The following is a 13,470-nucleotide window of genomic DNA, read 5'->3' as shown; positions in this document are numbered from 1 at the left end:
AAGGTACGCACTATGGCAAATACCATGAAAATACCGTCCCGCGAGCTGTGGTCCTATTTTGGCTATGGCTTAGGCCAGTGTTTTAGTTTTGGGTTAGTGGGTTCATTTATTAATTATTTCTATACCGACGTGCTGGGCATTTCCGCCCTTGCGGCGAGCACCATTTTCCTGGTTGCCCGCGCCTGGGATGCCATCCATGATCCGCTATTCGCCAGCATTATGGACACCATCAACAGCCGCTTCGGGAAGTTCCGCCATTTTATGTTGATCGCCCCGCTGCTGATTACCGGCGTCACCCTGCTGGCGTTTTATAAAATCGAGGCCGACACCACCACCAAAATTCTCTACGCCGGGGTGACTTATATTCTGTGGGGCACGCTGTACGCCATCTCGGATATTCCGTTCTGGTCGATGTCATCGGTGATGACCAATGACTCCGGTCAGCGCACGCGCGCCGTCACCGCCGCGATGCTTGGCGTGAACGCCGGGATTGCCTGCGCCAATATCTTTTTCCCCAAACTGGCGGCCTTTTTCGCCCACTACAGCAACGATAAAGGTTACTTTATGGCGGCGCTGGTGATGATGCTGATTGGTTTGCCCTTGATGCTTAACGGCTTTCTGCAAATCAAAGAACGCGTGCCACCCAGCCCGGAAAAAGTCACCATGCGCGACACCTTCCGCAACTTAAAGCACAACAAGCCGCTGTTTATTATTCTGCTGTCGTTCTTTTTCTGCGTGTTCCATAACGTCGCCAACGGCATTTATATCTACTTCTTTATTTACAACCTCGGCGACGGCAGCCTGCAAATGGCGATTGGCCTGATGGGGATTATCGCCGCCGTGGTCTGTCTGGTGGCGCCGATGCTGACCCGCCGGATGCAGAAACGTAAGCTGTTTATGATCCTCTGCGCGCTGGATATTGTGGTCCGTGGCGTGCTGTGGGTGGCGGGATACCAGCACACCGCGCTGCTGTTTATTCTGCTTGGCCTCAGCACCCTGTTTGTGATGATGACCAATATCCTCACCTCGTCGATGATTGCCGACACCATCGAATATGCCGAGTACCACACCCACCGACGCTGCGCGGCAATCACCTTCTCGGGACAAACCTTTACCGGCAAGATGTCGGTGGCGGTTGGCGGCGGCCTGATTGGGGTATTTCTGACGATGATAGGCTACGTGCCACAGGCGCAGAGCCAGAGCGATGCGGTGCTTAACGGACTGTTCTTCGGCATCTGCCTGCTGCCCGCCATCGGTTCGCTGCTTCGCCTCGGCTTTATGTCGCGCTTTACCTTCACTGAGGATAAACATGCCGAGATCTGCCGCCTGCTGGCGGAACGGCGTGGCGCAGCGGTGGTGGAGGAAGCGACGCCGGAACTGACCACCAGGCCGGTATCGCAGAACTAAGCCTCCCGTCCGAAGAGTTGCAGGGTCGCCAGCTATGGCGACCGATGCGGCGAGTCTGAGTTTAGGGCTTAAACTTTCGCGACATAGACCCAAGCGTTGTCGCCGGATGCAAGGGTGACGTTGATGCGGTGGTAGTCGGACACCTCGTAAGCATCGGCTTTGAGAAGTTCTGCCGGAGAAACATAGAACACCGTGCCCTCGACCCTGTAGCTAAGACTTTCACTTTGACGCACGATGGGATGGAAGCGCTCACCGCTTTCGGCCAGCACTTCCGGATCGGTAATTTCGACCCTATCCGTGCGCCACCCCACCATGGCATCGGATGTGCCTGCCAGCAGGCGGCCAAAGTTCGCCATTTGTACCGATTCCAGCTGCAGGGTGCCGTAGGAGAAAAGACGTTCGGTGGTGGTGGATTGCATAATTCCCTCTATTCATCATGATGTTGTGCGGCTGATGATAGCAGGAAATATAAAGATACTTTTGAGCATTCGGTTACGAATGGATTTTTTTGGTATAACAACTTTTCATTCCTGTTACACCACTGCCCTTTCAGTGGATGTTGTTATGCCGGGGACAGCGCATGGCGTTATCTGATTCAACCGAAGAAGAAATCCCACAACGGACACATTCCCGTTCCGGTCATATCTCCGGGCTGGCTCTGCTGGTTGCCAGCGCCTTTTTTATGGAGTTTCTCGATGGCACCGTAATCGCCACCGCATTGCCGGATATGGCGAAAGCCTTTGGTGTTTCCGCCATCGATCTCAACATCGGCATCAGTGCTTATTTACTGACGCTGGCGGTGCTGATTCCGGCGAATGGGTGGGTCGCAGAGCGCTTTGGCGCGCGTAACGTCTTCAGCCTCGCGTTATTGATTTTTACCCTCTCCTCGCTGTTCTGCGGCCTGACGCATAATGTCACCGAATTCATCCTGATGCGCATCCTTCAGGCCGTGGGTGGCGCGATGATGGTGCCAGTGGGACGTCTGGTGGTGCTGCGCAACACGCCGAAAGATCAGCTGATAAAAGCTATCGCCACCCTGACCTGGCCCGCGCTGGTGGCTCCGATTATCGGGCCGCCGCTGGGCGGATTTATTACCACTTACGCCAGCTGGCACTGGATCTTTTTCCTCAATGTGCCGCTCGGTCTGATCGCCATCGTGCTGGCACTGCGGATCATGCCGAATCAGTCAGCTCACGAGCGGCGTCCGTTTGATTTCGTCGGGTTTGTGGCGACGGGCGCCACTATGCTGTGCCTGGTGGCGGGGCTGGAAATGCTCAGCCAGCAAAGGGGGAGCCTGACGGGCGCGCTGCTGACGATGGCGCTGGGGCTGGCAACGCTGGCCTGGAGCATCCGGCATTTGCTGAGAAGTAAAACGCCGTTGATTGGTCTGTCGTCACTCGCTGTCCCCTCTTTTCGTATCACCATGCGCGGCGGTTTTCTGCTGCGTGCCACCATCAGCTCCGCCCCCTTTATGTTGCCGCTGATGTTCCAGGTAGGCTTCGGCATGAACGCGTTTCAGGCCGGTTCGCTGGTGCTGGCGGTGTTTGCCGGCAATCTGGCAATGAAACCGGCGACCACACCGCTGATCCGCTATTTTGGCTTTCGTAAGTTGCTGATTGGCAACGGGGTAGCCTGTGTGTTGACGCTATTATTTTGCGCGTTCCTGACACCGAGATCCCCGCAGGTGATAACGCTGTTGCTGTTGTTTCTCGGGGGACTGAGTCGATCGATGCAGTTTACCGGGATTAGCTCACTGGCTTTTGCCGAGGTGCCAGCGAAGGAGATGAGTTCGGCCAATACGCTGTTTAGCACGTCCCTGCAACTGGCTAATGGGCTGGGAGTGACGCTGGGAGCACTGAGTATTCGGCTGGGGACGATAATGGCGGATAAGTGGGGCTATGCAATGGTACCCGGCATGGGGTTTCGGGTGGGATTTGCGGTGATTGCGCTGGTGACCGCGGTGGGCGTTTGGGATATGACGCGGTTGGCGACGGATGCAGGGAGGAGCGTTTCGGAGGGGAGGAAATAGGGGCTAGGGTAACTCATGGATGCGTACTTTCTCTGCGTACCAGCATATTTACCTGACTGGCTTGCTACGTCTGGTGATTGCCTCAATCCGCACCGCGAATGTGTAAAAGTGAATATCAAGGTAACTGCAAATTCAGAACACATTGATGGCCGGTATCAGATGACGGGGGCGCAATTTGAGGATACCAGCATGGATAATGCACTAATGAATACCCTTTCGCTTCGGGTTGAGAAAAATGGCTCCCAAACCCGATTGGCTGTTACCACTCTTCATTCTCTCTATATAAGCAAAAACATGTCGGTATATTGATTCCATTTATAAATGGAACTGTTTTGAAAGGAATGTTTCTTAAAAGGTGAACCAACACAGTCCTGCGAACCAACAAAATCCAGTGTATTACGATGATGAAATGCCGCTATTTCCCTAAAGCTGGCGGCCTATGAGCACATCCCTGTCCGTAACATTTCGTGTGCCTGCCTAATTAAGCGATGCTATTAGTGCTGCTGGAGGCGATAAAGTCGCATAGCACTGATCATCTGTCAGGATGGTGCCATAGGAATATTCTGATAGCATTGTCGTGCAAGGATTACACACACTTCTTAATAAAAGACAGGAATAAAAATGAAAAAGATCGCAGCATTAGTCATGCTCATCACAGTATTCGCATTCTCATCTTCTGCTATGGCCTGCCCTAAAGGAACACATCCGCATGGCGGCACAGGCTCTCATCATGCCGGTGGCACTTGCTACTAATGTGCGTGGCCCACTTCTGTGGGCCATCTATTTCTGGATAAGCGCGCCCCCGTTAGCACGGTGACATGATAAAAAACATTCTAATATTCAAAGCAATACACCCCTAACTACAAACATTTATAAATTTAAATACCCTTTAATTTTAACCGTTTGATGAAGGGATTTTTGAATGTCATGTTTCTAAAATTCTATGCATAAAAAGGACAAACCAGCATGAAGCGTTTATCACTCATTTTGATGGTTTTGACTCTTACAGGATGCTCAGTATCAACGGCTTTGGTTGTTCAAACCGAAGATCAAAAAGAACCACTAATGGGAACAGCGACAGCTTCACTTATCAGAGGTGATTTTGCTGTTGAGAACCTCTCTGGCATGTCCTGCAACGGCACTTATAACCAGTTCACACAATCCCCGGTTTTGAAGGTTAACTTTGTGTGTAACGATGGCCGCACCGGCAGTGCCCAGGTGATAAGAACAGGAGTCAATCTTGATAATGGCTCGGGCAGTGGAAAGTTGAGTGACGGTACACGCTTCAGGATTCTGATGGGAGACTCCGCTACTTATGCCAGCCAACAAGGATATTGGAGTAAATTTTAATAAAAAATCCGGCGTCAGTGCCGGATTTTCATATCGATCTCAGTTAGGTTGGTGAGTGCGTTCATGGATGTGAGGTTTTTGTAATTGTCTCTTTACTCTTCTCGCGTAGCCTTTTGAGTTGTGTTCACGCCGATTGGGTTCTCGCGACAAAACATCCCCTGCCTACTGGTAAGTCGCATTCAAACATCTGGTAAGGCTAGTAATAGAAATTTCATGGCCAGAGCCAGAGATTAAAATCAGGGAAAAAGGTATCAAAGGTTTTTTTTCTTCCATGGGCAGCACATTTTTCATGGCGGAAATATGACTCGCTGGCCGAAAAAGCATGAGAAAGAAGGTGCTGTTGTTTGCGACAGTGAAATCATCACACCAGTAACATTACACGTAAAGTAAGTCATTAAGTGGGGTAAAAGTGGGGGATACATGGATTGACTACTGCTTAAACTGACGTATTTGAAAACCCAAACGCGATAAAATTTGACTTAAAGATACAAGGAATCTTTGACCAGGATGTTGCCAGCACATTTACCGTTTATCAGAATGACCATCATTACTTTGTGTGATTGACTACAACAAATTTTATACGATAATCGCATTCAAATAACCAAACTAGCAAACAGGTATGGATACTATGTCACTTTCTTCTATAGCTTTAGTTGGAGCATCAGCAGCACTTGCAGCAGTCATATTCAAAGATAAGGATTCACGCGTAAATGAACTCCTCGAGTTTGCTAAACTTCCCTCTAAAGAGATTGAGTCATCAGTACATTATAAGATTATTAAAAATGAAATAAATTCTCATATTACAGGTATAAGGGAAAATTCTTTCCATGAATACCTGTTAGATATAATGGCAAGAGAGAACAAACCTATAGGATATTTTTGCAAGCTCGATTCACGCCTGGAACTCAAGCAGCCTTATCTTTTTAACATCAAAGAAATAACTCTATTCCAGTCCATTAAGGCATCATTCTCAAGCAAGATGAGTAATTTAAATCATATGATGCATATAGTTATTTTCGCACTTTTTATCTGCTTTTCAATTGAATATGGGAAAAGCACAAATCTATATTTTCAAGCATTTTCAGTCGCACTTTCCGCATTAGCAGGATTTTTCTTATACAATTGGTTTACTGTTATAGCACTTATATGGAAACAGCATCCTAATAGCAACGACATAAAGGAATATAGGTCTTTATTTGAGAAGTATGCAAAAGATAAAAAAACCGAGTCACTTCCTTAAGTGATTTCAAATACGGCCTCAGAAATGAGGCTGTATTAACTTAATTATCTCGCAGAAAAATATACCGTTACCATAACCTTCTCCCCTTTAATCAAACCCCATCCCGCAACCCATCCAAATAATCCGCATACCACTGCAACATCTCCCGCCGCCCATCCAGGTACTGCGCAGGGTTATACGTCCCGCGAATCGAATTCCTGTCCACATGCACTTCGATCCACGCCGGGTTATACCCCTGCTCATGCAAAAGTGTACTCATGGTATGCCGGAACCCGTGCCCCGTTGCCCGGCCATCATAGCCAACCCGTTTGATCACCTGATTAATCGTGGCTTCACTCATCGGCTTTCCGGCATTGCTCCTGCCCGGAAACACATACTTCCCGCGCCCGGTGAGCTGCTGGATCTCTTCCAGCAACTCAACAGCCTGACGCGACAGCGGTACGGAATGCTTACGGCGCTTCTTCATGCGTGCTTAGGGGATCTCCCAGAGTGCTTTACTTAAATCAAACTCACGCCACTCAGCAGCGCGTAACTCGATCGTTCGCGTGCCTGTCAGCATCAGCAACCGCGTCGCGTACTGAGTCACTTTGCTGCCGCTATAACCACACAGCGCGCGCATAAACGTGCCTAACTCGTTATTCAGCAGATAAGGGAAATGTTTTTGCTTTGGGGGTTTCAGCACCGCCGCCAGATCAGTCACCGGGTTAATCTGCGCCCTGCCCGTTACGATGGCGTGGGTGAAAATCTGCCGACACGCCTGGCGGGTTTTCTTCAGCTTATCCAGCACGCCGCGTTGTTCCATTTTCCGCAGTACCACCAGCATCAACATTGGTGTGATTTCAGTGACCGGCAGTTTGCCGATATGGGGAAAAATATCTTTACGCAGGTATTCCAGAATGTCTTCAGCATAGCCCTGTGACCAGTCAGGCCGCGCCGGGATCACCACCGGCTGCCAGTATCTTTTCGCTCCTTCGCACTTTCCTTGCGTCTCAGCAAGCGTGACCGCAGGAGCGAGTTGGCTTATTCAGGCCGGAGTTCTGCTGTCGGCTTTGCAGAAAATGGGAGGATGGGAAAGCATAGAAATGGTACAGCGCTATGCTCACCTGGCACCGAATCATTTAACGGAACATGCGAGGCAAATTGATGCGATTTTTGGTAGTCGTCTCCCAAATCTGTCCCATGGGGAAAATCCCTACAGGATTGAAAGGTAAGGCGTAATTTGATGATTTTTAATCATAAATCCTGTTCAATTTACTTTTAATGCCCCCGGAAGTGCCCCCGCTGGTTTTGTGCGATAGTGGTTATCGCACAAAACACACTGCTAAAAGCGGGACATTCAACACGTCTGGTAGCAGAAGCCATCAATCGCGAAATGCTTCAACGTCACTGGACATTATTGCAGAGAGGTTTTCAGTGATCTTTTCTACAGGCCAATCCCACCATGCCAGCTTTTGCAGCGCCGCTATGGTTTCATCTGAAAAGCGTTGCTTAATCACTTTCGCAGGATTACCGCCCACAACCGTATAAGCAGGTACATCGGAAGTCACCACTGAACGCGAGGAGACAATCGCTCCGTCGCCGATCTTCACACCGGGCATGATTAATGCCTGATACCCAATCCACACATCGTTACCAATCACTGTATCCCCCCTTGTAAGGCAAATCCCCAGCCTTTGGCATCGATTTTTCCCATCCATTACCGAAAATATAAAACGGGAACGTGGAGAAACCAGAGAGTTTGTGGTTGGCTCCGTTCATTATGAATTGGGTAGATCAGTATTCATTAATAGACATGAAACCAGTTAGTTTCCATTCCCTCTTTCATAAACATGATATATAGTCAAGACTATTAAACAGTTACCTATATAGAAAGGAAATAGCATGTCAGAACTTCAAAATGTTGATGCTTTCCCCGCAAAAAGGTTTTTCGTTGAAATGCTCACTAGAGACATTGAGTTAATTGATGCAATATTAGACCTGATTGATAATTGTTTGGATGGAGCCATTAGAACAATAGGTAAATCCCATTTAACCAATGAAGCACCTTATGCTGGATTCCAAACAGAAATAAATATTAATGAAAATTCTTTTACTATAAGAGACAACTGCGGTGGAATCCCTAGATATATAGCTCAAAAATCTGCATTTCGGATGGGACGACCAGCAAAAGATATAGATGAAGACTTACCAACAGTTGGCGTTTATGGGATTGGAATGAAAAGAGCTATATTCAAAATAGGTTCTCAATCAGACATCATAACAAAAACAACAAATGATAGCTTTTCCGTAAGCATTAAAAAAGAATGGTTAGAAACTGATGATGACTGGCATCTACCAATAACAACACCTCCGTTAAGAGAATTAGCATCAAACGGAACAGAAATTAAAATAGAAGAATTAAGGCCAGGGATATCTAGGTTATTTTCAAATGAGAATGATTTTATAAATGACTTGATGAATTCTATTTCTTCATATTATTCTTATATAATTGAAAAAGGATTTACTGTAAGAATTAACGGCATAACTATAAAACCAAACACTAATAAGTTAGTAATAGACCCATCATTTTTTAACAAAAATGAAGCTATGGCTCCGTACTTATATGAAAATGTAATTGATGGGGTGAAAATTAAACTTAGTGTAGGTTTTTACCGAGGGTTTACTTCTGAGGGAGAAGAGGATGATTTAAACAGCGGCAAAGCAACAACAGAAAGAGCTGGATTGACTGTGATTTGTAATGATCGTATTGTTCTATTTGGTGATAAAAGTCGAAAAACAGGATGGGGTGAAGCAGGCGTTCCACAGTACCACACGCAGTTCATTGCAATCAGTGGTGTAGTAGTATTTGAAAGTACAGACCCTTCAAAATTACCTTTGACTACGACTAAAAGAGGCATAGAGGGAAATTCAGATCTTTATCTCACAGTAAAAGAATATATGCGCGAAGGACTTAAAATATTCACATCCTTTACAAATAAATGGAAAAAATACAGACAAGAATCTGAATCAACAATTTTACAGATCCCGACCACAACTAAAACAAGCAAAGAGATATATGATGATTTCCCTAGCGAAAAATGGAGCAGCATTAGAAAAGCGTCAGGAGGAAAAGTTTTCAGACCAAACTTACCAGTTCCAAAGACTGGAACCCCAACAAGGCAAATTAGATATTCAAAGAAAGTAACCGAAATCGAAACACTGTCAGAATTTCTTTTTGGAGAGATAGACATGTCTCCAAATGAGGTAGGCGAAAAGTGTTTTGATTATCTTCTTCAGGAGATTAAATGATGGGAACTGGAATCTCCATACCGTATCATTTACGGCAAAACAAAGCTGTCGAAAGATCACTTTTCATTTACTTATTAAGAAAATTAAATAAGGTGACTAACGTTTCAGACTATCAGTACATTGGGTTTGGCGGACCTTTCTTAGAAGACTTCAAACATTTACATAGAGAATTAAAAATTAATGACATGATCTCCTTAGAGAAAGATGAAAACGTTAGAAAAAGGCAGATATTTAACAAACCTGTATCATGTGTTGATTTTTTAGATAAAGCAACTAATTCAAGTGATTTCATAGCTCAACATAACTTCGACAAAAGAACCATATTTTGGCTTGATTATGTATCATTTAATGATATACCGAATCAACTTTCAGATATTGAGTCTTTGATGGCAAAACTATCTGAATATGACATTGTTAAAATAACAATGAATGCCAATCCAGCTAATCTTGGAAAACCAACTAATGAAGAAAAAGTAGAGCTACCTACTTACAGATTTAATAAAATCAAAGAAATACTGACTGAAGATTATTGTCCTTATGATATTAAAGAGACAGATATCACTCCAAAACACTTCCCTAATGTAATCATAAAAAGTATTCAGAGAGCCGTGCATAAAGGTCTCAATGGAGCAAACAGTATTAAATTCCTACCGCTAAGTATTTTTTCTTACTCTGATGGGCAACAAATGGTTACATTATCCGGGATTTTAATTAACCCAGAAAAAGAACAGAAATTATTAACTGAAGCGAATTTAGCAGAATGGCCTTACTTTAATAAATCCTGGACTAAGAAAGACTATATTGACCTACCGGCATTATCAACAAAGGAAAGACTTTTCATTGAGAGTTGTTTACCAGATTTATCTCATGAAGACATTGTTCAAGAACTAGGCTATTGGATCGGAGATAAAGAGCGCGAAGCTGTTGAATCGATGAAAAATTTTGTTGATTATTATCGGACAACACCTTGGTTTGGGCGTGTTATACTCTGAAAACTTAGCGGTCGACAAAATTGTCCCCTTATGCTAACATTAGAAAAAACATTATTTATCAGGTAATTATGAAGTTAATAGATCTTTTTTCAGGTGCAGGTGGTTTGAGTCTCGGTGCAGCAAGAGGAGGCTTTACCGTAGCTTCAGCAGCTGAACTAGACCCTTTTGCAATGGAAACGCATATTAAAAATTTTCCATTAACGCAACATATTCATAAAGATGTAAGTACACTTACGGGTAATGATTTGCTAACACTGAGCAATTTAAAATCCGGTGAGTTAGCAGGATTAGTTGGTGGCCCACCTTGCCAAGGTTTCAGTACGATCGGCAAACAAGATCCAGATGATCTTAGAAATAATCTCTTCATAGATTTTTTCCGCTTAGTCCAAAATATCAAGCCTCTTTTTTTTCTTGCTGAAAACGTACCTGGAATAATGGATGAAAGATATAATTCTCTTAGAAGTAAGGCATTCTCTTTAGTAAAAGATGAATATACTATTCTTTCTCCACTGAAACTTAAAGCATCTGATGTTGGTGCTCCCACGATACGAACTAGAATTTTCTTCGTTGGGTTTAATACAAAATTAGTAAAAAACATTCCTACTGAAATCTCACCTCAAATCATAGAGCCAACATTTGTAAAAGAAGCCTTATCAAGATTACCAATCCAAATAGATCCTTCTTGGCTTAGCGAAGAGCAAGGAAATAGAAAGTTACTGGGTGAAAACATTGCAAACGAATATTTCTATAAAAGGCTTATAGATCACATACCCAGAAATATTGGTCATAATGAAACAATCCGTAAGTTACTTGATGATAATGTAATAACATCTTGTCAAGGCACAAGACATACACCCGAAGTACAGAGCCGTTATGCCAGACTCAAATATAATGAAGTAGATCGCATTTCGAAATCAGTGAGATTAAACCCTGAAGGTTTATGCCCAACTCTACGAGCTGGTACAGGAAGTGACAAAGGTAGCTTTCAAGCTGTAAGACCAATACATTATGCGGAACCAAGAGTTATTACCCCTAGAGAAGCAGCAAGATTGCAAGGTTTTCCTGATTGGTTTGCTTTTCATAAAACCAAATGGCATAGCTTTAGGCAAATTGGTAATAGTGTAAGCCCATTTGTATCAGAGGCAATATTTAGAGAAATTTTTAAAATATTAAATAAAGGATTAATTGGATGAACAATGTAATAAGGGAGTTTACAGTACACTCCGGTGTTACGACTGCCTTTATTGAATCAACGCTCACTGAAGATATAAGCACAGTTGAGAGCATATATGATTTGATCGATAATTCGATTGATGCTGCAAGATCGTGTATTTTAGAAAGCGATAGAAATAAAGATCTTTATGGCTTGCCTGCAGACTACTCAAAATATAATATCACAATTAGAATTGATTCCGATAGCATCAGGATTCTTGATAACTGCTCTGGCATTGACGAAAAAACGATCAGGGATGGTATGTTTGTCGTTGCAAAACGTTCGGCCCATTTGTATGGAATTGGCCATTACGGTATAGGGTTAAAGCGTTCTCTGTTAAAGTTAGGTAACAAGTATTCTATGTTATCGGATAATGGAGACTATTCATTTCGAATGAGTTTTGAAAACAATCAAATTGGTAATGATAATAATGCACTATTAGCTAAGGAGATTGAATCCACAGGGAAACACAAAGCATTATTTTCAGTATCTGATCTAAAGAAAGAAATTAGATATGATATATCTAACGAAATGTGGTTTGATAACTTCATCAAGGGAATCTCCGCCCGTTATGCTGTCTTTATTAATAAAGGCTTAAATATTAAAGTTGTAAATACAATTAAAGGAATCACGAGAAAAATTTCGGTTTTCATCCCTACCATCAGAGAAAACGCTCTTGTCATGCCATTTAAAAAACAAATAAACATGGGTGATGTTGAGGTTTATATAGAATCTGGAATACATGAAAACTATCTTTTCCCAGGCGAAAAGGGTCATTCTTTAAGCAAAAACAGAGAGCTTACAGAACAATTTGGTTTATATTTTACTTGCAATGATAGAATCATTGTTTCGGCAAGCACATCAAAAGAATATGGTTGGGGTGATGCAAAATGGCACTCCGAATATAATGGTTTTATATGCTGGATAAAATTTGTATCACGTTCACCAGGTAAACTTCCCTGGAATACAGCAAAAACTGGTCTTAGATTAGACTCAACTATGTTTCTTCAAGTTAAAGAAATCATTGAGCCAATTACAAAACAATATAGAAAAGACATTAAAGAAAGATATATAAAAAAGAAGACTAAAAACTTCTCACCGTTAATAACAGCGCAACCAAAATCCAGCCTGATTACACAACAGGATAATAAAAACAATATTGACATCAGCATACAAAATAAGACAAAAGAACAAAATAAAGAAAAAGACGAAAAATTAAAAATTGAAAACAAAAGAGTAGAACATCCAGAAAATTGGAAAACACTTCTTCCAGAACACTTTCCTTTTTCAGGAGATGATATTTTAGATGCATTTATAAAAGAAGCAAAATGCATCGTTATCTCAAAATCATCTCATGCAGCAGCAATGTTATATAGAGCCATCATGGAGGCATCAGCTTTATATTTCATACGAAAAAACAATAAAACAGCTGAAGTTAAAGAGCTTTATTTTCAAACCGATGGAAAACGTAAAATAATTTCTGCCGAGCAAAAAGAGATCATGGATGTCAGTTTAGATATGATGATAAAATGGTTTAAGGCGAACGGGAATAATTTATTTTCTAGCAATGACCGCAAAAGGTTAAATACAGCATTACGACATTTAGATAATCACAAGTCATATATAAATGGTGTTGTTCATTGCCATCAGATTATAACAAGTGAAAAGCTGATCCCTATTAGGAATGATACTTATAAGTTTTTAGAGTACTTGATATTAGAACGGAACATGTAATAACATGGCTCTTCATAGATTAAAATATAACGGAGAGCCATATTTTACTAGTTTAACTTCTATCCGGATGCAACAAATTACCTCACTCACTGAACCATAAAAACACTTCATTAACAGGTTTAATTACTTATATTCTAAATCCTTTTATTTAAACATCAGTAAAATGATTTACCTATTCTGCCTAGTTATATACAGCCGAATTAATTTTAACACTAAC

10 protein-coding genes and 3 pseudogenes are annotated in these 13,470 nt (G+C 43.0%); 10 read left to right on the top strand and 3 right to left on the bottom strand.

The features are described from left to right. Positions 1–12: 12 nt before the first annotated feature. Positions 13–1,407, top strand: a complete 1,395-nt coding sequence (locus AC6I8V_RS05365; protein ID WP_497844875.1) for an MFS transporter — start codon at positions 13–15, stop codon at positions 1,405–1,407. Positions 1,408–1,475: 68 nt separating this feature from the next. Here AC6I8V_RS05365 and AC6I8V_RS05360 read toward each other — a convergent pair whose 3' ends face one another. Beyond that, complete coding sequence (locus AC6I8V_RS05360) at positions 1,476–1,826, bottom strand: gamma-glutamylcyclotransferase family protein (RefSeq protein WP_497844874.1); 351 nt, start codon at positions 1,824–1,826, stop codon at positions 1,476–1,478. A 161-nt stretch (positions 1,827–1,987) separates the two neighbouring features. Here AC6I8V_RS05360 and AC6I8V_RS05355 point away from each other — a divergent pair, with 161 nt between their 5' ends. The 4 genes from AC6I8V_RS05355 to AC6I8V_RS05340 all read left to right on the top strand — a co-directional run bounded on the left by AC6I8V_RS05355 (position 1,988) and on the right by AC6I8V_RS05340 (position 6,026). After that, the gene (locus AC6I8V_RS05355) at positions 1,988–3,436 is read left to right on the top strand and encodes an MFS transporter (RefSeq protein ID WP_497844873.1); all 1,449 of its coding nucleotides are present in this window, start codon (positions 1,988–1,990) and stop codon (positions 3,434–3,436) included. A gap of 621 nt (positions 3,437–4,057) precedes the next feature. After that, a complete protein-coding gene (locus AC6I8V_RS05350; protein ID WP_497844872.1) occupies positions 4,058–4,189 on the top strand; it encodes a hypothetical protein in 132 nt (43 codons plus the stop codon). 213 nt (positions 4,190–4,402) lie between these two features. Next, positions 4,403–4,786, top strand: coding sequence for a hypothetical protein (locus tag AC6I8V_RS05345; protein ID WP_497844871.1), 384 nt, complete (start codon positions 4,403–4,405; stop codon positions 4,784–4,786). Between the two features lie 628 nt (positions 4,787–5,414). After that, positions 5,415–6,026: a hypothetical protein gene (locus AC6I8V_RS05340; RefSeq protein WP_497844870.1), complete on the top strand. Its 612-nt coding sequence runs from the start codon at positions 5,415–5,417 to the stop codon at positions 6,024–6,026. 91 nt (positions 6,027–6,117) lie between these two features. Here AC6I8V_RS05340 and AC6I8V_RS05335 read toward each other — a convergent pair. Continuing rightward, positions 6,118–6,957 (bottom strand): annotated as a pseudogene (locus tag AC6I8V_RS05335) (tyrosine-type recombinase/integrase); the annotation flags it as partial. Between the two features lie 79 nt (positions 6,958–7,036). Here AC6I8V_RS05335 and AC6I8V_RS05330 point away from each other — a divergent pair. Beyond that, positions 7,037–7,237, top strand: a pseudogene (locus AC6I8V_RS05330) (tyrosine-type recombinase/integrase); the annotation flags it as partial. 150 nt (positions 7,238–7,387) lie between these two features. Here AC6I8V_RS05330 and AC6I8V_RS05325 read toward each other — a convergent pair. Further along, positions 7,388–7,793, bottom strand: a pseudogene (locus AC6I8V_RS05325) (CatB-related O-acetyltransferase); the annotation flags it as partial. A gap of 114 nt (positions 7,794–7,907) precedes the next feature. Between AC6I8V_RS05325 and AC6I8V_RS05320 the strand changes: the two are divergent. The 4 genes from AC6I8V_RS05320 to AC6I8V_RS05305 all read left to right on the top strand — a co-directional run bounded on the left by AC6I8V_RS05320 (position 7,908) and on the right by AC6I8V_RS05305 (position 13,253). After that, on the top strand, positions 7,908–9,314 hold the full coding sequence (locus AC6I8V_RS05320) for an ATP-binding protein (RefSeq protein ID WP_497844869.1): 1,407 nt from the start codon (positions 7,908–7,910) through the stop codon (positions 9,312–9,314). After that, positions 9,311–10,306, top strand: coding sequence for an O-methyltransferase (locus AC6I8V_RS05315; protein ID WP_497844868.1), 996 nt, complete (start codon positions 9,311–9,313; stop codon positions 10,304–10,306). Before AC6I8V_RS05320 ends, AC6I8V_RS05315 begins: the two co-directional genes overlap by 4 nt. Positions 10,307–10,374: 68 nt before the next feature. Then, entirely contained in the window at positions 10,375–11,499 is a 1,125-nt protein-coding gene (locus AC6I8V_RS05310) for a DNA cytosine methyltransferase (RefSeq protein WP_497844867.1), read from the top strand. Next, positions 11,496–13,253 (top strand): ATP-binding protein, encoded by a 1,758-nt coding sequence (locus tag AC6I8V_RS05305; RefSeq protein WP_497844866.1) that lies wholly within the window; start codon positions 11,496–11,498, stop codon positions 13,251–13,253. The genes AC6I8V_RS05310 and AC6I8V_RS05305 overlap by 4 nt, the downstream gene beginning before the upstream one ends. The last annotated feature ends 217 nt before the right edge of the window (positions 13,254–13,470 follow it).

The sequence above is a fragment of the Pantoea sp. X-Soil-TKNS-1207 genome (genome assembly GCF_059730485.1).
Note: the sequence above shows the minus strand (reverse complement) of the source record. Positions and strands in the feature narration are given on the sequence as shown.